The sequence below is a fragment of the Bremerella cremea genome, assembly GCF_039541315.1.
GTDB classification, from domain to species: domain Bacteria; phylum Planctomycetota; class Planctomycetia; order Pirellulales; family Pirellulaceae; genus Bremerella; species Bremerella cremea.
Window position 1 is genome coordinate 380,942 of the sequence record NZ_BAABFZ010000004.1, and the last position, 20,381, is coordinate 401,322.

At 56.2% G+C, this 20,381-nt stretch carries 14 protein-coding genes; 6 read left to right on the top strand and 8 right to left on the bottom strand.

What is annotated here, in order from left to right; translation table 11 throughout:
* Nucleotides 1–12 precede the first annotated feature (12 nt).
* Genes ABD890_RS16190 through ABD890_RS16200 form a run of 3 tightly spaced genes read right to left on the bottom strand, consistent with a single transcriptional unit; the run spans nucleotide 13 to nucleotide 4,545 of the window.
* Nucleotides 13–2,355, bottom strand: coding sequence for a PSD1 and planctomycete cytochrome C domain-containing protein (locus tag ABD890_RS16190; protein ID WP_345091839.1), 2,343 nt, complete (start codon nucleotides 2,353–2,355; stop codon nucleotides 13–15).
* A 24-nt stretch (nucleotides 2,356–2,379) separates the two neighbouring features.
* Complete coding sequence (locus tag ABD890_RS16195) at nucleotides 2,380–3,993, bottom strand: LamG domain-containing protein (RefSeq protein WP_345091842.1); 1,614 nt, start codon at nucleotides 3,991–3,993, stop codon at nucleotides 2,380–2,382.
* Nucleotides 3,994–4,008: 15 nt separating this feature from the next.
* Nucleotides 4,009–4,545, bottom strand: coding sequence for a sigma-70 family RNA polymerase sigma factor (locus ABD890_RS16200; protein ID WP_345091845.1), 537 nt, complete (start codon nucleotides 4,543–4,545; stop codon nucleotides 4,009–4,011).
* Between the two features lie 400 nt (nucleotides 4,546–4,945).
* Between ABD890_RS16200 and ABD890_RS16205 the strand changes: the two genes are divergently transcribed.
* Complete coding sequence (locus tag ABD890_RS16205) at nucleotides 4,946–5,911, top strand: YybH family protein (RefSeq protein WP_345091848.1); 966 nt, start codon at nucleotides 4,946–4,948, stop codon at nucleotides 5,909–5,911.
* A 44-nt stretch (nucleotides 5,912–5,955) separates the two neighbouring features.
* Entirely contained in the window at nucleotides 5,956–7,593 is a 1,638-nt protein-coding gene (locus ABD890_RS16210) for a chromosomal replication initiator protein DnaA (RefSeq protein ID WP_345091851.1), read from the top strand.
* Nucleotides 7,594–7,674: 81 nt separating this feature from the next.
* Here ABD890_RS16210 and ABD890_RS16215 read toward each other — a convergent pair whose 3' ends face one another.
* Nucleotides 7,675–9,123, bottom strand: a complete 1,449-nt coding sequence (locus ABD890_RS16215) for a sulfatase family protein (RefSeq protein WP_345091855.1) — start codon at nucleotides 9,121–9,123, stop codon at nucleotides 7,675–7,677.
* A gap of 139 nt (nucleotides 9,124–9,262) precedes the next feature.
* Between ABD890_RS16215 and ABD890_RS16220 the strand changes: the two genes are divergently transcribed.
* Entirely contained in the window at nucleotides 9,263–10,084 is an 822-nt protein-coding gene (locus tag ABD890_RS16220) for a class I SAM-dependent methyltransferase (RefSeq protein ID WP_345091859.1), read from the top strand.
* On the opposite strand, the gene ABD890_RS16225 is transcribed toward ABD890_RS16220, so the two are convergent.
* The 4 genes from ABD890_RS16225 to ABD890_RS16240 form a co-directional block, all read right to left on the bottom strand.
* On the bottom strand, nucleotides 10,061–10,771 hold the full coding sequence (locus ABD890_RS16225) for a potassium channel family protein (protein ID WP_345091862.1): 711 nt from the start codon (nucleotides 10,769–10,771) through the stop codon (nucleotides 10,061–10,063). The genes ABD890_RS16220 and ABD890_RS16225 overlap by 24 nt on opposite strands.
* 64 nt (nucleotides 10,772–10,835) lie before the next feature.
* Nucleotides 10,836–14,165, bottom strand: a complete 3,330-nt coding sequence (locus ABD890_RS16230; protein ID WP_345091865.1) for an efflux RND transporter permease subunit — start codon at nucleotides 14,163–14,165, stop codon at nucleotides 10,836–10,838.
* A 36-nt stretch (nucleotides 14,166–14,201) separates the two neighbouring features.
* The gene (locus tag ABD890_RS16235) at nucleotides 14,202–15,476 is read right to left on the bottom strand and encodes an efflux RND transporter periplasmic adaptor subunit (RefSeq protein ID WP_345091868.1); all 1,275 of its coding nucleotides are present in this window, start codon (nucleotides 15,474–15,476) and stop codon (nucleotides 14,202–14,204) included.
* A gap of 354 nt (nucleotides 15,477–15,830) precedes the next feature.
* The gene (locus ABD890_RS16240) at nucleotides 15,831–16,310 is read right to left on the bottom strand and encodes an FtsH/Yme1/Tma family ATP-dependent metallopeptidase (RefSeq protein WP_345091871.1); all 480 of its coding nucleotides are present in this window, start codon (nucleotides 16,308–16,310) and stop codon (nucleotides 15,831–15,833) included.
* Nucleotides 16,311–16,572: 262 nt separating this feature from the next.
* On the opposite strand from ABD890_RS16240, the gene ABD890_RS16245 reads away from it, so the two are divergent.
* The 3 genes from ABD890_RS16245 (at nucleotide 16,573) to ABD890_RS16255 (ending at nucleotide 20,371) form a co-directional block, all read left to right on the top strand.
* Nucleotides 16,573–17,010, top strand: a complete 438-nt coding sequence (locus tag ABD890_RS16245) for a hypothetical protein (RefSeq protein WP_345091874.1) — start codon at nucleotides 16,573–16,575, stop codon at nucleotides 17,008–17,010.
* A gap of 191 nt (nucleotides 17,011–17,201) precedes the next feature.
* Nucleotides 17,202–19,919: a hybrid sensor histidine kinase/response regulator gene (locus ABD890_RS16250; protein ID WP_345091877.1), complete on the top strand. Its 2,718-nt coding sequence runs from the start codon at nucleotides 17,202–17,204 to the stop codon at nucleotides 19,917–19,919.
* Nucleotides 19,916–20,371 (top strand): chemotaxis protein CheW, encoded by a 456-nt coding sequence (locus ABD890_RS16255; RefSeq protein ID WP_345091880.1) that lies wholly within the window; start codon nucleotides 19,916–19,918, stop codon nucleotides 20,369–20,371. Before ABD890_RS16250 ends, ABD890_RS16255 begins: the two co-directional genes overlap by 4 nt.
* Nucleotides 20,372–20,381 lie beyond the last annotated feature (10 nt).

Sequence of the window (20,381 nt, forward strand, 5' to 3'; positions counted from 1 at the left end):
CGACTCGGTAGGTTAGTTGCGTGTGATGAATTCGTCGAGGTTGAAGATCACACGCGAAACGTGCGTCCAAGCGGCGAGTTCGGCCGCATCCAGGTTGCTTTCGGTTGGCTTGAGCCCGATGCCAACCAGCTGACTGGCGGCTTTCGGATCTTGCTGGTAAAGCTCGCGATTCTCGTTCAGGATCTTCGTCAGAATCTCGCGTTCGTAGCTGTCGGGCTCACGCGAAAGAGCCAGCAGGTAGGCCTTGTTCAGACGAGCCTCGTCGGTCGATTCGGCCTCGGTCAAGACACGTGCCGCGAAGACCCGGGCCGCTTCGATGTAGGTCGGATCGTTCAAAAGCACCAAGGCGGCGACCGGCGTGTTCGACTCGGGACGTTCGACCGTACATTCTTCGCGGCTCGGTGCGTCGAACGCCTTCAAGCTCGGGTGCAGGAACTGGCGTTGCCAGTGCACGTACACAGCTCGTCGCCATTGCTGATCTTTCTTGTCGGCGTGGTACTTTCGCTGCGGGAAGTTCAGATGACGGAAGTAACCTTCTGGCTGGTATGGCTTCACGCTCGGCCCGCCATAGGTCAGGTTCAGCAGGCCGCTGACTGCCAGGGCGTTATCACGAATCATTTCGGCCGGAAGGCGATGGCGGGATTGATGGGTATACAAGCGGTTGTACGGGTCACGTTGCCGGATTGTTTCCGATTCGTCCGATGCTTGTTGATACGCAGCGGTCATGACCAATCGTTTGATCATGCGCTTCACGTCCCAGTCGTGTTCGTAGAAGTCGATCGCCAAGGAATCGAGTAGCTCTGGATGGACCGGTGGCTCACCTTGGCCGCCGAAGTCGCCTAGGCTGGCAGATAGGCCCACGCCATACAGCAAATACCAAAGACGATTGACGAATACCCGCGACGTTAATGCCCCAGAGCCTGACTTGGCATCGACCAGCCAGTTCGCCAGATCGAGACGCGTTGCCCGGTCTCCTGCGGTATTGATCGTTCCCATAAAGGTCGGAATCGCAGGCTGGACAACAGGGCCGCTGTCATCTTGCCAGTTACCTCGAGGCAGCACCCGCATCTCACGCGGCGTGATTGATTCGGTGACCATGGTTAGGCGGGCGGCATCGTTCAACGCTTTGATCTGCTTCTGAAGACGCTCTGTCGTGGCTGCGTCATCGTCGGCGACTTCAGCCAGTTTCGCTTTCAGCGAAGTCAGTTGAGCACGTTCGCGTTGCGAGTGAACCTTGATTTCGGGTGGCCTCTTCGTTGGCAAGGCGTTGGTGCCAACCTTGAAATGCTCCGCCTCGTTGACGTCAGCAAAGAACGCCGCCAGGCAGTAGAAGTCTTCGATCGTGTAAGGGTCGTACTTGTGTGTATGGCATTGGGCACAACCGACTGTGGCACCCATCCAGACCTGGGAAACATTCCGCACGCGATCCGCCGCATAGATGGCCAGGTATTCTTTTTCCTGCAAACCCCCTTCATGCGTCGTCTGCAGCAGGCGGTTGTAGCCTGAGGCGATCTTCTGATCGATCGTCGCATCGGGTAACAGGTCGCCAGCGATCTGTTCTCGGGTGAACTGATCGAACGGCATGTTGGCGTTGAACGCGTCGAGAACGTAGTCGCGGTAAGGTGAAATGTTATGGTCCTGGTCGCCGTGATAACCAACCGTGTCGGCGAATCGCACCATGTCGAGCCAATAGGCGGCCATGCGTTCGCCATAACGATCCGACGCCAGCAGACGATCGACGACCTTCTCGAACGAATCAGGCGAATTGTCCTGAACGAAGTCGGCGACTTCTTCGGCGGTTGGTGGCAAGCCGGTCAGGTCGAACGTCACGCGGCGAATCAACGTCACCTTGTCCGCTGGCGGAGCAGGCTGTAGGCCTTCCTCTTCCATCCGAGCGAGTAGGTAAAGGTCGATGTCGTTCTTGGCCCAGTCGGTGTTTTTGACGGCAGGAACTTCGGTCGATTGCGGTGGCACGTAAGCCCAATGCTGCTGGAATTGGGCTCCTTCTTCGATCCAACGCTTTAATGTTGCGATTTGTTGGGGCGTAAGCTTCTTGCCAGATTCGACCGGTGGCATTCGCGTGTCAGCGTCGGCAATCAGTCGCTGAAAGAACTCGCTACCCTCGATGTCGCCCGGTACGATTGCGTAGTCCTTCGCCGCTTCTTCGTCGTCCAGACGCAGGTCGGCCTGGCGATGTTCCGGGTCGGGACCATGGCAATAGAAGCAGTTTTCCGACAAGATCGGCCGCACGTCGCGGTTATAGTCGAGCGGCTTCTCGGCATGGGCCTGACTGCTGGCTAGTAAGGCCAACAGCAAAGCAAACGTTGCCGCCGTGCGGGCAGGGATATAGGACATGACTCGTTTCTTGGGAAGGGAGTTTTAAGTCTTGGGTGGGCCAGCGATCATTTCGTAGTGGCGACGGATCTGCGCTTCGCTAAGTGCCTTCAGGTAGATCGCGACTTCGTCGATCTGACCTTCCAACTGGCGTTGAGGTCGCACCGAATCGAGTTGACCGAGCAGAACCGAATAGGCGGATTGATCGTCGAAGTCGAGGGCATCGAGGATGAACTGAAGCTTGCCGTTGCAGTACAGATAAATTCCATCGGTCCGACGAACAGCAACCACATGCGTCCAGATGCCGGGGGCACACGACTGCGCACTGAAGACGTTCATGCCGCCGGTGTAGGAAGTGGGCGGGTAACGATACAGCATTCGCACGGTGGCCGGGCGATGGACGACGTTCGTCTTGTTGGCATACTCCAGAACACAAAGGTGACTCTCTCGCTGACGATCGTTTTGGTCAACAGGTAAGATCCCGAAGAACGTCCCCCAGTGCATCCGGTCGGTCCGAACCCAGAACTCGACGGTGAATTCGCCGCGGTTCAAGCCTTCGATCGGTTCGCTAATTCCGAGATAGCGTGACTCCGGGCTTTCGCCGAATTGAACTTTGCCAGCGGCGACAACCAGCGAACCATCCTGTGGTCCGTGCAGCGTTGCGGCGTAGCGATCGGACATATGATTGCGTACCTGATTGCCAATCAGATCGTCCTCTTCAAACCGCCAATAGACGAGCGGTCCGTCTTCTTTCACCAGGTTGGCGTAGCGGGCATCGGTGCTCAATGTGGCATCGTCGACCGGAAGCTGATCGACGCGGTTCTCTGGCGAGAAGGGCTTGTTGGCAACCAGCAAGTTGCCTGCGGCAAAGGTCGCGGACTGCTGAGAGGAAACGAGTTCATTTTGTAGGGTATCGCCCGAAGGTCCCAGCAACGAAGCCATTACCTCACCCTGGTAAACATCGATCGTGCCTGTTTGCTGATCGGTCACGTTGTAAACGAATTCACTCGAACCGGATGCAATAGCCGACACAGGGCCGTTGAGCGAGAACGAGCGAGTTTCGGGCGGGGTGACGATGGCGGCGTGCCCATGGACAAGCGTTGCCTCTTGATCGGAAAGGAGATGGATCTCGCTGGGGCCTTCCAGTTGCAATCGGACCCCAGAGAGGAACTCGAGCTGCATCTCGCCACGACTCAAACGCAGGACACCTGGCTTCACGCGGTCGCCCACATCGAGTAGCGAGTCCGCAGCAGAAGACTCACTCCGCTGCACGACAATCGCCACAGGACGTTGTCCCAGCAGTTGCGTCTCGGTGAAACGTGCGGCGAGCGGATCTTCCATTGGCGAAGTGAAACGCTCGATGCCAATCAGATTCCAGGCACCCAGCAGTAGCAGAAGGGAAAGGGCGATGGCGAACGGAATTCCCCACGAGCGATGCGATGAAGAACGGTGCGAGGTAATCGCAATCGATTCGCTGCCGAGGCGATGTTCCAGTTCCGTTTCCAGGTCAACTTGTTCGACGTAGGCCTGGCGGAACTCTGGGTCGGCCAAAATGCGAGCTTCCAGGGCAGCGAACTGCTCGTCGGTCAGTTGGTTGCTGACGACGGCATCGTATGCCTGACGGGCTTCGCGTTCGAGTTTGAGCGTTGGGGAATTCATTAGAAGCGTTTGGAACTACTCTTCTGCCAAGGCGACGCGGCGACGGACACACTGGGCCAGTTTGTCTCGGATTCGATCCAACCGGCGGTAAAGGGTTTTGGCGGTGGTTTGCATTCGCTGGGCAAGTTCGCCGATCGTGACTTCCGATTCATACCGGGAACGAAGCAGCGAAGCGTCCTGGGCGGCCAGTTGCTCGACGCAGGCTTGAAGGGCTCGGCTGCGTCGATTCAGATGTTCGCGCGAGGCATCGTGCGTTTCTGCAAGCGACTGTAGGACGCTTTCGGAGAACACCATGCGATCGCGAGCGATCTTCCGCCGACGCTGCAGCCCCTCGAAGTACGCAAAGCGTTGAGCCCAAGGCAGAAAGTCACGCTCAGGATCAAACTCATCGAACTTCTCCCATAAAACGATCGCAGTCGATTGCCACACTTCTTCGGCGTCGTCTGACCGCGGAAACATCGACCGGATGTAACGCATCAGCGCACGTTCATGCTTCACGATGAGCTCGACAAAAGGTGTCGGATCGCCTTTGGAAGCACGCGACTGGGACATTCTCGCCTTTAAGTGCCGTGGGAAAGGGTTTGTGGTTGTTACTAGCTATTCTACCGCGACCGTCCCGATTCCCCTTCTATTTTCGGGCCAACCTTCGGATTCCCCGATTTCAACCTTCTGTGGAGGAAAAACTTCGACCGACTGGCTTGCCAGAGGGGAAAAGGCGGCAGGAAGGAGGTACCTGGATCGTACCCGGCGACCCATCTTGCGGACGATCGACGCAATAAGAGCAAACGGAAAATGCAGGAGGTGAAAAATGGGTGAATATAGCGCAAGTCGTGGTTTTCGGTATTCCGTAGCGGTATGTTGAACTGTGGAAACCATTTGGCCTAACGCTGGTTCTGCTCTGTGTATGAACCGCCGCCGAGGCTTGTTTTCGTCCCATCCTGCAAGGTGCGTTATGAAACGAATTGCTTTGAGTTGGCTGCTGGCCTTTGGAATTGCCGGTACAGGCTGGGCCCAGGAAAAGCCGCCTGAGGCTCCCATGCCAGAGACTGAAGTCGCTGCCGAGGCGGACAGTCCGGAAGTAACGGTTGAACTGGTTTTAACCGAAGATGAAACGGCCATCCTGGCTGCGGTCGATTCTTACGTCGCCGCGTTCAACAAAGGAGATGGCAAAGCCCTGGCTCAACACTGGACCGAGGATGGCGAGTTCGTCATGGAGTCGGGCGAAGTGCTCAAAGGTCATGACGCGATGATCAGCCAGTTCTCCTCGTACTTCGAGTCGAACCCTGGTGTGAAGCTGGAACTAACCAACACGCAAATCAAGATGATCTCGCCACGGGTTGCCTCGGAATCGGGTTTGGCCCGGGTGCTTGCCGAAGGCCAAGAGCCGAGCGAGACCGTTTATGAAGCGATCCATGTGAAGACGCCTGAGGGCTGGCGGATCGATAGTGTTAAAGAAGAGGCAGCCCCGGAAGCGGCTCCCTCGCACTACGATCATCTGCAGTCGCTGGACTGGATGATTGGCAAATGGGTCGACAACGCCGAAGAAGGCATGACAATCGAAACGACCGGACGTTGGACCACGAATCAAAACTTCATCGTGCGTACCTTCCGGGTGTTCATTCAAGATCAGGTCGATTTTGAAGGAACGCAGGTCATCGGCTGGGATCCGAGCAACGACACGATTCGTTCGTGGACGTTTGATTCGGACGGAGGTTTCGGCGTTGGCCGTTGGTCGAACAATGGGAGTCGCTGGACCGTTCAAGCCTTGAGCGTGCTGCCGGATGGTCGCCGCGCGTCTTCCACCAATATCTATGACGTGGTGGACGAGAACACCGTTCAGTTCAAGTCGATTGGCCGCCAGGTGGATGGCCAGTTGATGCCAAGCATCGAGACACTGACGATCATTCGCGCGGAATAGTCCCGCTTCCTGCACACCCCCACAAAACATCGAGGATGGTTCCCATGAAAATCAATTTGACGACGCTGGTAGTCGCGATCATGGCAGGCACGCTCCTTACGGGTGATGCCTTTGCCCGCGGAGGTCGCGGTGGCGGAGGAGGCGGCGGTCACTCGCTTGGTGGCGGCGGAGGAATCTCGCGCCCCGGTGGTGGTGGACACACGCCGTCGATGAGTCGCCCATCGGTCAGCCGACCTTCGATGCCGACAAGCCGTCCATCGCTTGGCGGTGGCGGTTCGTCACGGCCATCGATTCAAGCTCCTTCCATCAATCGTCCAACGTCCAGTCGACCGACGATCAGTCGTCCTTCGACCGGCAGCCGACCGAACATTTCGCTTCCTTCGACCGGTGGATCGAGTCGTCCAAGCTTCAACCGTCCCGACACTGGAAGTCGACCATCGATCACCATTCCTGGAAGCGGGAACAGTGGCAATCGACCTGGGATCACGGTCCCTGGCAGTGGTGGTGGAAGCGGAAGTCGCCCTGGCATTACTCGTCCAGGCACCGGCGATCGCCCTTCGTTCACGCGACCTGGTGGCGGTGACTCGAGTTTCTCGCGACCTAGCCGCGATGACCTTCAAGACTTCTTGAACCTGCCAGGCCGCCCAAGTGGTGGTGATCGTCCGTCGATCACGATTCCTGGAGGAGGAAACACCGGCGGAACGCGTCCTGGAACTGGCGACCGACCTGGAATTATTGATCGCCCTGGTACTGGTGATCGCCCTGGTATCGGAGATCGACCAGGCAGTGGCGACCGACCTGGCACCGGAGATCGTTTTCCCAATCGCCCAGGCAACGGCGGTGATGGAGATCGGCCGGGCAACGGCGATCGCTTCCCGAACCGTCCCGGCGGCGACCGCCCCAACATTGGGAACGGCAACAATAACAACATCAACATTGGCAATAAGGTCACGATCGATCGTGACAAGAATATCAACAACATTCGCAACAAGTGGAACAACGTCAACATCGATCGTCCTGGCAACCGACATTGGTGGGATGGTGGACGTTACCCGAACAATCCCAACTGGCGTTGGCACACCGGCTGGAATCGCTATCCGCCACACTGGTGCTGGCGACCGGCTGCCTGGGGTGCGTTTGGTGGATGGTTCGTTTGGAATGCGTGGACGCAACCGGTGATCTATGACTACGGCTCCAACGTTGTCTATCGAGACAACTACGTGTACGTCAATGATCAGCAGTACGCGACCGCCGATCAGTATTACAACCAGGCCGTTACCATTGCGGATAGCATTCCGCAGAACGTTGACGATCAAAAAGTTGAATGGATGCCGCTGGGCGTGTTCGCTATCGCCGATGAATCGGGAACCGATTCTGGCATGGTGATGCAGTTGGCTGTCAGTAAAGAAGGCATCATCGCCGGTACCTTCTATAACGACGTCACGAAGTCGGACCGACCGCTGGAAGGAATGGTCGATCAAAAGACGCAGCGTGCTGCCTGGAAGTTTGCCGATGACAAAGATCAGGATATCGTCATGGAGACGAGCATTTATAACCTGACACAGGACGAGGCCACGGCTCTGGTCCATTACGGCGAATCCGATACGCAGACCTGGACGCTGGTTCGTCTGGAAGAACCTAAGGATGACGAGGCCGCGGCTCCTGCGGGAACGAACTTCTAGGAACGCTTCGATCGAAAACCAATAGAAAAGGCGACCTATCGCAGGTCGCCTTTTTTGTTGTTGGTACCGAAAAGGATCTGACTACTCGGCCGAGATCGTTCCGAGAACCGGGTCGTTGATCGCCTTCATATGCTGCTGGATCTTGGCGTCCAGTTTGGCAATCACAGACTTCACTTCTGGCGAATCGGAATTTATCAGGTTGTTCGCCTCGGCCGGATCGTCGGTCAAGTGATACAGTTCGTCACGGCCTGCGTTCAAATAGTCGCGAATCAACTTCCATTCCGGCGTGCGGTACATCCGCATATGTGTGTGCGACTGATGCTTCGTGCTGTATTCCGCATAGAAGTCGTTGTCCCATTTCACGTCTTTGCCTTGCAGCAGCGGAACGAAGCTCTCGCCATGAATCTTCACTTCGGCTGGTAGCTTGACGTTCGCCATTTCCAACACGGTTGGGAACCAGTCGAGATTCGAGACCGTGTTGTTGATTTTGATGCCTGGTTTCACTTTGCCAGGCCAACGAACGATCGTCGGGATTCGCAGTGCCAGGTCGTACATGTTAGGACGCTGACCCTTCGGGATGTTCTCGGTGGCGGGTGGATTCTCCGTCAGAACCCAGTGACCGTTCCCTTTATGCCAGATTCCGTTGTGACCCATGTTGTAACCGTGGTCGCTCGAGAAAATCACGATCGTGTTGTCCTCGAAGCCCTTCGCCTTGAGTGTCTTGAGAATACGACCCACATTGCGGTCGACCCCAGCCACGCTGGCCAGGTACTCACGCGTCATCTTCTTCACGCGTGGAACGTCGAGCTTTGGGTAATCCGGATTCGGGATCGTGGGATCGAGTTCCGCAAACGGAGCCCAATCTTCTTCAGCGACAGGGAGCCATGCGGTGTGAGGGGCACGGAAATGAACCGACAGACAGAAAGGTTGATCCACCTTCTGTTCCTTCAGAAAGTCGATTGCGAAGTCAGCCAGGATGTCGGTAGTCAGGCCCTCGAATTTCTGGTTCTTGCCATCCTTTTCAAGCGTGGGATTCTTCGTCGGGGCACCCCCAGTGCGAAAACCGACGAAGTGGTCGTAGCCGAACTGAGTCGGGTGCATCGCATCAGGTGTTCCAAGATGCCATTTACCAACCAGGCCGGTATGGTAACCAGCATCTTTCAGCAGTTGCACCCAGGTAACGGTTTCCAGGGGTAAGCCAAGATCTGGTTCGCGCTGCGGATGAATCCAATCCTGGATACCGAGTTCCGTTCCGTAACGCCCGGAAATTAATGAGGCCCGCGACGGACTGCAGACTGGGGTCACCGTGAACGCGTTCGTCAGGTACGCTCCGTCCTTCACCAGGTTGTCGAGGTTGGGTGTCACTGCATGTGGGTAGCCCGATGCCCCCAAAGCCCATCCTGCCTGATCGTCAGTGAAAAGAAATAAAATGTTGGGCTGTTCGGTTTCGGCTGCTTCGATTGGCGAGAACCACGACGCTGCGAATGGGACGAGACATAAGGACAGAGCAAGTCTTGCAAGTTGGGGCATGGCAATACCTGGGGTCGAGAAGTGATATCTTTTTGCGCTGATAGGCTGGAAATGGGAAACGAGAATTCCCAAATACGCTAAGGTAGGACTGGGACCCCATCCTACTAAAAATCGATTCTGTTTCCCAATTGATTCTTTCGTGAAACCTTTGTCGGCATCTGATCTGACCACATTGCAGCAAACGCTGCTCATTACGCTGCGTGGCAAGGCATTGGAAAGCCAGTTTGCCGACTCAGTGCTCGAAGATCGATTCGCGGCGGATGCAATTGAAAAAGTCGACTTCGATTTCCAGCAAATCCCGCTTACGCACGAAGCGATCGTCGCGATGGCCGTCCGAGCCAAGGTGCTCGACGTGTGGACCAGCCAGTTCCTCAATCAGCATCCCCAGGCCAACGTAATCCATCTGGGATGTGGCCTCGATAGTCGTCTGTTTCGCGTAGATCCGAATCTGGAAACGGCCTGGTGGGAAGTCGATTTTCCTGAGGTCATCCAGCTTCGACGGCAGATCTATCCGTCGCGCACTGGTTGTACGCTCGTTGGTGCCTCGATGCTGGAAGATGCGTGGCTACAGCAGATCCCTCGAGAGCATCCCACGTTGATCGTGGCGGAGGGAGTCCTGGCCTATCTGCACGCTGACGAGGTTCAGCAGATTTTTCGCACCATGATCTCGCACTTCAAGTCCGGTGAATTGGCATTCGATGCCTACAATACCTGGGGCGTGTGGTGGCTGAACCAATTGCCGATCATGCGGAACTCGAAGGAGCAGCTTCATTGGCGACTGGATCATCCACGGCTGCTTGAACAGTCGGTGCCAGGGCTTCGACTGCAGGAAGAGAATACCGACGGCATTGCCCAACAGGCCGCCCGCGTCGGATGGTGGATGCGAACTGCGTTTCTCACGTCGCGTTGGGTTCCACCGCTTCGTCGAATGGGGCAGCTACTTCGCTTCGACTTCGGTTGATTCTCGCTGACTGCTTTGCGGCAACACGCTCACCAGGCGAGCCACCAGCACCGCCAGGTAGAACTGCCCGGTGACCGATTGCGTCCAGGTCAGCGTTCGCGAAAGATCGGTCTGTGGTGTGATATCTCCATAGCCGAGCGTCGACATCGTCACGAAGCTGAAGTACAGCAGTGTGGCTAGATTTTGCCTGGGCATGGCTTCTTCGCCTGCGATCGCCTTGGGATAAGCGAACGGCTCGGCTTCAATGTAAGTCAACGCTTCGTAGCCAAGTGCCCACATCAGGCCCATGATCAAATAGATGCAGATCGATCCCAGGATCGCATTGGGAGTGGCCTGGTGTTCGACGATGATCGAACGCATCAGAAGTGACGCTGTCAGCGCCAAGAAAAGGAACCCGCCAACGAACCGGGCGATCGAAACTTCACTGCCGGTGAACACGAGCGAGGCCCAGTGCAGCGAAAGCCCGACGATTGCCGCGGTGCCAACCACCGAGAAACGAACGCGGCTTCGCCAATTGACCAGTACCGCCGCTAGAAAGACGAGCGATAAACAGGTGACCTGGACGATCTCGCCGAGTTGGGTTTGTTCCAGCAGCGGACCGATGACAACGGCGATCACCAGCGAACCGAGCAAAATGGAAAAACGAATTTGCTCGCCATGTTCTTCCGACTGTCTGGTGAGAAACATTGCATCCCCCTCGGGATTTTAATTGCGATGATATGGAGTGGTGACCGATCGCGTCGCCTGGCAGTTACTTCTCCGCAGGCTGAGGTTCTGGCTTGGCTTGAATGCCGAGCCACTCGCCGAGTCCTCGAAATATGACGAAGAACGACGGGACGAATAACAACGAAAAAATCGTCGCCGCCATCATACCACCCACTACCGCATTGCCCACCGCCTGACGACTCGCGGCACCTGCCCCGGCAGCGATCAACAGCGGCAAAAAGCCAAGAATCGAAGAGAACGCCGTCATCAGAATCGCCCGGAATCGAAGCGTAGCGGCCTCGACCGCCGAGTCGATTAACGACTTGCCATCACGGCGCAGTTCCGCGGCGAACTCAACAATCAGAATGGCATTCTTACTAGCGAGGGCAACCAACAGCACCAAACCAATTTGCGTGTAAACGTTGTTGTCCGCGCCGCGTGAAAGTAGGGCGATCACCACCCCCAGCGCAGAGAGCGGAACGACTGCGATCACGGCCATGGGACTGGTCCAGCTCTCGTACTGCGCGGCCAGCACCAGGAACACCAGCAAGATCGACAGAAACAAGATGAACGAAGGATTCTCGGTCAACGACTCTGATTCGCTCAGCAGCTTTTCCTGATACGACATCCCGGTCCATTCATACGAGATCGAAGGTGGGAACTTGTTGGCGGCCATCTGTTCCATCAAGGTTAAAGCTTCGCCCGAGCTATAACCTGGGGCCGGTTGACCATTGATCTGGGCTGATGGGTAAAGGTTGTACCGTTGAATCACCTGCGGCCCAACCGTGCGTCGAACCGTAGTAAAGGCTCCCAGCGGAATCATTTCGCCAGCCTTGTTCCGCACTTCCAATCGCAGCAAGTCCTCCGGTTCAATACGGAATCGTTGATCGGCTTGCACGCGAACTTGCCATGTTCGCCCGAACTGATTGAAGTCGTTCACATACGCCGAACCCATGAAGGCCTGCATTGTTTCAAAGACGGAGTTCAGCGGAATATCGAGCGACTTGACCTTGGTGCGATCGATCTCGGCATACAACTGGGGCACATCGGCGCGGAACGTTGTATTGAGACCTTGCAGGCCAGACTGAGCGTTGCCATCGGCGACCATTTCGTCGGTGATCGTTTGCAGTGTGGTCAGCCCTGCCCCGCCGACGTCCTGGACTTGCATTTGGAAACCACTGGCATTTCCCAGACCATCGATCGGTGGCGGAGGAAACACGATGCAGCTTGCTTCCTTCAACGTTCGTAGCTTGGCGTTGATCCGGCCAAGAATGGCCATCTGGCTTAGGCTGGGCGATTTGCGATCTTCCCATGGATCGAACACAACGGCGACCAGACCGCTGTTCGAGCCTGCGGTACCGCTCAAAATCGAAAAGCCTGCGACAGAAACCCAGTCGGCGACTCCTTCCGTCTCGGCAATGATCTTGTCGATCTCTTTCACCACTTCGACGGTCCGGCTCTGCGCCGAGGCATCGGGCAGCTGAATATTCACGAATGCGTAGCCCTGATCTTCTAGTGGCAGGAAGCCGTTCGGAATCGATTGCAGGCCATAGCCGGTTGTCACCAGCAAGATCGTGAACAAGACGATCGCAATCGAGATCCGCCGGACCAAAGCGGAGACGATCCATTCGTACCTTTTCGTGCCGAAGTCGAAGGCTCGGTTGAATACTCGGAAGAAGCCCCGCAAAAGGCCGTTCAAAAAGGCCGCGCAGAACCAGCCTGCCAGCGCTGCGATGATCGGAGCGGCAATCGCGGCGACCGTCGTCGTCCAACCAAGTCCGCCGACAAAGCGAAACGCCAACCAGCAGCCAATTGCGGCCAGCAGTAACGCCACTAAAGTCCGTGGGAGGAACTCGCCTCGCTGAGCCGTTTCCTGTGTGGGGCGAAGCAGCAGTCCACACAACGCTGGACTCAGCGAAAGTGCATTCACAGTGCTAAGAGCCACCGCCGCGGAAATCGTCAACGCAAACTGACGATACATTTCACCGACGATCCCGCCCATGAACGCGGTCGGTACGAACACGGCCAGCAGCACCAGCGTCGTGGCGATCACCGGGCCGGTGATTTCGTCCATCGCTTTGACGGCGGCTTCTTTCGACGACAGCCCAGCATCGATGTGACGCGAAGCGTTTTCAACGACCACAATCGCATCGTCCACGACGATCCCGATCGCCAACACAATTCCGAACAGCGTGAGCATATTGATCGAGAAGCCGATGCCTGCCATCATCGCGAACGTACCGATCAACGCAACCGGGATCGCTGCGGTCGGCACAAGCGTGGCTCGCCAGTCTTGCAAAAAGATGAAGATCACCAACACCACCAGCAGCACGGCGATAAAGAGCGTCGAATAAACTTCGGTGATCGAGGCCTCGACGAAGCGAGTGGTATCGAACGGAATGGAATACGTCATTCCCTGCGGAAACTGCCGCTTCATTCGCTCCATCTGTTCTTTAACCGCCGCGGCCAAATCGAGAGCATTCGCCCCCGGCAGCTGATAGACGGCGATCGCCGCGCAGCTAGAACCATTGGAATAGGCGCTGAAGTTGTACGACTTCGCTCCCAGTTCGACCGTGGCGACATCTTTCAGTCGGGTGATTCCGTTTCCTTCGCCCGTCTTCAAAATCAGGTCTTCAAACTGGCGAACTTCCGCCAAGCGTCCCTGGGTGTTGATTACCATCTGGAACGCCGTCGCGTCCGACGTGGGTGGTTCACCAACTCGGCCTGCGGCGACTTGAACATTCTGTTCCTGGATGGCTGCGATCACATCGGCGGTCGTTAGATCACGTGTCTTGAGTTTTGTTGGATCGAGCCAGACGCGCATGCTGTAATCGGCCGCTCCGAAGATATTTAATGCCCCAACTCCATCGATACGCCCGAGTTGGTCCCGCAGATTGATCGTCGCATAGTTGCTGAGAAAGAGGCCGTCGTGGTCCGGGTTCTCCGAAGTGAGCGTGATGAACTGAACAATCTGCGTCGACTGTTTCTTCGTCGTCACGCCTTGCCGCCGGACATCTTCCGGCAGCTTGGGATTCGCAATGGCAACACGGTTTTGCACGAGCACGGTGGCCATGTCCATGTCGGTCCCGGTTTCGAACGTCACGTTCAACGTGTAGGAACCATCGTCCGCGCAGGTCGACGACATGTAGAGCATGTTCTCGACGCCGTTGACTTCCTGTTCGATCGGGGAAGCCACCGTTTCCGCGATCACGTTCGGATTCGCACCTGGGTAAAAGGCGGTGACCTGAACCGTCGGAGGTGTGATCTGAGGGAACTTGGCCACCGGCAACGTGGTTTGTGCCACCGCACCAGCCAGTACGATGACAATCGAAATGACCGTAGCAAAGATAGGCCGATAGATGAAGAAGCGAGACATACGTACGATTCCATCGCGTGGGAGAACTTGGGTGAACTACGACTGCGACGACTCTGGCTCACCCTCTGTACGAGGTGGCTGATCGTTCATCGGCCGCGATGGGACATCGGCATCAGGCTGTGAATCGGTTGACTTGGGCTTTGGACCCGGAGGGTTCAACAGTGACTCGTCCATGGTGAGCGTGGTTTCTTTTGGATCGACCACTGCCCCGGGACGCGACTGCTGAATGCCATCGATAATGACGCGGTCAGTGGGTTCAAGACCAGCTAAAGCCACGACCATTTCGCCGAACTTGTTGCCGACTTCGATATTGCGGCGTTCGACTTCATTCTCGGCATTCACAATCAACACGTACGTTCCGGTTTGATCGAAGCCGGTCGCTCGTTCTGGAATCAGCAACGCATCTTTCTTTACTTCAATAGGGGCTCGAATCCGGACGAACAACCCAGGAACGATCTTCTGATTCGGATTGGGGAAGATCGCTCGAACTGCAAAGGTACCAGTGCTTTCGTCCACGGCCAGGTCGGCGAAGTTAAAACGGCCTTGGAATGGAAAGTCGTCGTCCGTTGCTCGGGCCAGGTAAAGGGGCACGTCGCTGGCTGTGTCGGCCCCCATCGATTCCTTGGTGTCGAGGAACTCCAAGTAGTCCCGTTCCGTAATCGAGAAGTTGGCGTAGATGTTGTCGTACGAGATGACCGTGGCCAGATGAGTCGAAGGAGAACCGGTGACCAGATTCCCTTTCTTCACCAGGGCTTTGCCGACCTGGCCTTTGATGGGCGTCCGGACTTCGGTGTAGTCAAGGTTGAGCTGGGCTTCGTCCAGGTGGGCTTCGGCTGAGAGTACAGCGGCTTCGGCTCCATCCATTTCGGCTCGCGCCGCGACCAGGTTCGTTTCCGGCGTCGCCTTCTTGTCAAACAGTTCTTTCTGGCGAGCGTACTCGATCTTGGCTTTCTCCAGCGAGACTTTCTGGGCATCGAGTTCCGCACTCGCCATATCCCGAGCGGCCTGGTATCGGCGTCGTTCAAGGACGAACAGCACTTGATTCGCTTCCACGATCTCGTTTGGCTCGAACTTGATCTCTTCGATGAACCCTTCGACGCGAGCTCGAATCTCGACCCGTTCGACAGCTTCAGTCGTCCCGGTCTCTTCCATGTAGATCGTCACGTCGCGTATCAGCGGTGTCGCCACGTTCACCTCAACCGGCGGTGGTGGCTGGTATTCGTTGGTCTTGGCACAACCAATCGCCACGGTCGAGAGCATCAAGAGGAGGCATCCGCAGACACCAAGGCGAGAGTAAGAATGACTGAGCATGGGTGAATCCTGGTTGCGTACGTATACTCACTCGTGGTTCGTGCTTGACTGCCATCCGACAGAACTCGCCGCTGAACAACGTTCAACTACCAGGAAGAAGTTCGCTGCTACTCAACTAACAGCGAACAACGGCACAACAGGCTTCGATTTCGTATCGAACGTTCCAGAAATATGTACCGATCAGTGCCGCTTTTGGGGAGGTGGTTGTTGAAGTTGGCGACGGCGATCGCAAATCCACGCGGGATTGGCTTCACTGTAACACTTTCGTCCATAACGAACACCATGATTTACGCGACATCATTGAAGAAGTCTTCATGATGCGTCTGGGCCGTTTGTTGGCAGAGGGCCAGACACTCAGAGCCATGCTTGGACGATCTCTTCTACGACTTCGCCGTCGAGCGTTTCATGGGCGATCAGGTTGTCGACAATCGCCGCCAAGGCTGCCCAGTGATGATCCTGGCCAAGGAGGTCGTAGATCGTCCGCGTTGTCGATTCGAGATAGACAACACGCTTCTGATTTGAGTATAGAAAGTTGCCAGTCGCGATCCAGGCCGCTTCCCAATCGCCAGCCCATTCCGCCACGAAGCCAGGATGTAAGGGCTCTTCGTTGTGGATCATTTCAGCGACGGGGCCTGCCAACGCAACGAGAACCATCTTTTCGTACAGTTGTTTGCGAGTGAATCGGTCGAGTGGCCATTCGACTCGAATTTCTGCAAAACGATCGGGGCCATCGTCCCATTCCGGTTCCAAAGTAACGTAACGAACCCGAGCTCCCACCATCAGAGCCATCAGGGCATGACCTGCTTCGTGATATGCGTTGACTTCTTCGTCCATCAAGATCTCATCAGAGAAATAATCGGCGCTACCGAATCTGGTCTGTTGCGCGTTTCGGACATCGCAAATCGAGGCCCCTGGTGGCAGGACCGTTTCGATCGTTACCAGCGAATACAAACAATGGGGGATGCCATTCTATTCCCTGGATTTACTGATGTTCCGGTTGCCGGGGCAATCGGAGACCCCAGGGTAGTAATGGGCCCACAACTTGACACCGCTTTATTGTCGGCGGTGATTCAATCTCATCAAGGACCTACTCGTCATGCACTTCGGACTCTATCTCCTTCGGCAAGAAAGAATTTCCGGTCCGCAATTTATCCAGGCAGTCTCGCACCAATTGCAGACGCGTCCCCAGATTGGCGCCCTGGCGATTGAAACGCGACGACTCTCGATGCGAGACCTTTTTAAGATCCTCAGCATGCAAAGCACGGCGAACAAGTCGTTTGGACAAGTTGCCGTCGAACTTGGGGTGCTGTCCAGTGATGATGTTCGCGACCTACTTGCCATTCAGCTGGAGCGAACTACCCCACTAGGTGAGGTGCTGGTCGAGCTAGGAGCTATCTCTCCGCAGGCGTATCAGCGCGAGATGAGAGCATTCCGTGTCGGAATGGCCGAGGGCGCGAACCCGGCTCACAACGTTGCCTTTCTCGAGATCGAAGCGATCGAGGCCGCCTTTGCGAACTATGAGTTGATCGCCTAGTTCTGCAGTTGGGGCTGCTCTTTGCCCCCTCTCAAATGCGCCTCGTACGTTGCTTGTAATCGGCGCAACCGGAAGTGTCGCAGTGCGCTAAGCCGTATTTCACCGCTCCCACGGACGGTTCATTCTCTCGTCCCCGACGCTGCAACCTAAATCTATGCAAACCAATTACCGCCCGAGGGAGAGACATCAATATGTCGTTCGATGATCCAGCACTCCTAGCCGAGTTTGTTACCGAGTCGCGAGAGCACCTTGCCGACATTGAAGGGCAACTCCTTGAAATTGAATCCAATGGCGCAGATATCGACGTCGACCTGGTGAACCAGGTCTTCCGAGCGATCCATTCGATCAAAGGGGCGGCCGGGTTCATGGGGTTAATTCGTATCAACGAACTAGCCCATGCCTTGGAAAACGTCCTCGGTAAGATGCGGACCAAGGAGCTGGCTCCCAACTCGCGCATCGTCGATGTGATGCTGAAAGCGGCCGATGCTCTGTCGGGGCTGATCAACGACATTGAAGCGTCGAACGATTCCGATGTTACTCACCATGTCGAACTGCTGAACGAGATCTACGAATCGTCGGACGTGGCTGTCCACGAGGACGAACCTGTCGCACCGGTTGTTGAGCAGGTGGAAATTGCTCCGGTCGAAGAAACTGTGGAGCCTGTGCAAATGCGCGAAGAGATCGCACCGGAACCGGTTGACGAAGAACCAGTCGTGAAGAAGCCTGCCGCCTCGAAAAAAGCCGCCGCTGCCGATCATCCAGCTACCAGTCGCAACGCTTCGACGCCGCAGGTCGAGTCGAGCATTCGCGTCCAGGTGGGCGTCCTCGATCGTTTGATGAACCTGGCCGGCGAACTGGTGCTCGGACGTAACCAGCTTCTGCAGACCGTCAATAATGCCGATGGCAACAGCATGCAAGCGGTCGCGGCTCGCCTCGATCAGGTGACCAGCGAACTGCAAGAAGCCATCATGCAGACTCGCATGCAGCCGATCGGCAACGTTTTCAACAAGTTTCCCCGTGTCGTGCGAGATCTGTCGGCCAAACTTGGCAAACAGTGCAACGTGGTCATGGAAGGGGGCGAAGTCGAAGTCGACAAGACCATCATCGAAGCGATCGGAGACCCGCTGACCCACATGGTCCGCAACTCGGTGGATCATGGTGTCGAAATGCCGGACACCCGGGCTAAAAACAAGAAAGATCCTACCGGAACAATTACCCTGCGTGCATATCATCAGGCCGGTAAAGTCCGGATTGATATCTGCGACGATGGCGGTGGTATCGACACCCGTCGTCTGAAAGACAAGGCCGTTGAACGAGGAATCATCACCAAAGATCGCGCCTCCCAAATGTCGGATCGCGACGCAGTCTGGTTGATCTTTCATCCTGGCTTCTCGACTGCTGAAAAGATCAGTGACGTCAGTGGTCGTGGCGTGGGAATGGACGTGGTCCGAACCAACATCGAAAAGATTGGTGGCTCGGTCGATATCGAGTCGGTGCTTGGCAAAGGAACGACGGTCCAGATCACGTTGCCATTAACCCTGGCAATTATCCCTTCGATGCTGATCCGAACTTGCGGTCGTCGCTTCGCGATTCCACAAGTCAACATCGTCGAACTGGTTCGTGTTCGCAGCAGCGAGGCTGCCCAGCGAATCAGCAAGGTGAAGGGAGCTCATGTTCTTCGTCTGCGAGGAACGCTGCTGCCGCTGGTCGAACTCGATCGGGCTTTGAATTTCGCCGATTCCGAGGAAGGATTGGATCGCAAGGATCGTCCACGACAGATCGTGGTTGTCGAAAGTGGTCAGTTCCGTTACGGACTGGTCGTCGACGAAATCGACGACTCGGAAGAAATCGTCGTTAAGCCGCTCGGTCGTCATCTGAAGTCGTGCGTCTGCCTGGCAGGAGCAACGATTCTTGGCGATGGCCACGTCGCACCGATTCTCGATGTCTCCGGCATCGCGGCGAAGACGGAACTGCGAACCCACGAACAAGAAGATCTGGAAGATGTCAACCTTGCTGAGGTCGCCGGTGCTGCCGAACGTCAATCGCTGTTGTTGTTCACCAACGCACCGCAAGAGATGTTCGCGGTCCCGATGAGCCTGATTTCGCGAATCGAACGAATTCGTATCGATCAGATTGATACGGTTGGTGGCCAGGAACTGCTGCAGTACCGTGGCACTTCGTTGCCGCTGCTGTCGATCGATCGCTATATCAAGGCCCAGGCACGACCCGATATGGCCAACGTTCACGTGGTGGTGTTCCAGATCCACGGCCGTGAAGTTGGTTTGATTGCCGCCGATTTGAATGATATCCGCGAAGTTGCTGCCGAAATTGACGGAACCACCTTCCGGGAACCAGGCGTGGCTGGATCGATCGTGCTCGACGACAAGACGATCCGCATGATCGACCTTTACGAACTGGCCTTTACGGCCCACCCGAAATGGTTCGAGGACAAACCAACGGCTCCGGTCGATGAAGAACGAGTCTACAACATTCTGCTGGTGGAAGACTCGTCGTTCTTCCGCAAGCAAGCTCGAGAGTATCTCGTGAGCGAAGGCTTCACCGTCGTGGAATGCGAAGATGGCCAGCACGGCTGGGAAACGCTGAATCACGAAGGGCACGGAATTGACCTGGTGATCACCGATATCGAAATGCCGCGAATGAACGGATTCGAGTTGACGACCCGGATTAAAACCGACCCGGAACTGTCGAAGTTGCCAGTCATCGCGTTGACCTCGCTGGCCAGCGACGAGGATCAGCATCGTGGTGCTGAAGCTGGCGTCGACGATTACCAAATCAAAATGGATCGCGAGAAAGTCTTGTCGGCTGTTTGGCGCTTGGTGGCTCCAAAGCAGAAGGTTCGCAAGAGTGTCTCCGCAAAGAATGCTAAGCCGGAAGGAATTTTGTCATGAGTTCTGCGACTCTGAAGAAGTCGGCTCCAGCCGATCTGCAACTGGCGACGTTTTACGTCGGAGACTTGTTGCTCTCGTTGCCGATTGACTTCGTGCAAGAGATCAACCGGAACCTTGACCTGACCGAGGTTCCTCACGCACCACCTCACGTCCGCGGTGTAATCAACCTGCGGGGTGACGTCGCGACCGTGATCGATCTCCGACGGATCCTTGGCTTGGGGGCTGCCGAAGTGACTCCTCAAAGCCGCAACTTGATCGTTCGCTGTGGCGATGAATCGATTGGGCTGTGGGTCGACCGGATCGCCGACATCATTTCGATTACCCCCGATGGAATTACGCCTTCCCCCGCGAATATCTCGGGCGCTGATGGACGTTACTTCAAAGGAGTGTACCGCACAGACAGCGAAATCGTCGTGATCCTCGACGTCGACGAAGTACTGTCGGTCGAATAGTTTTCCGGAT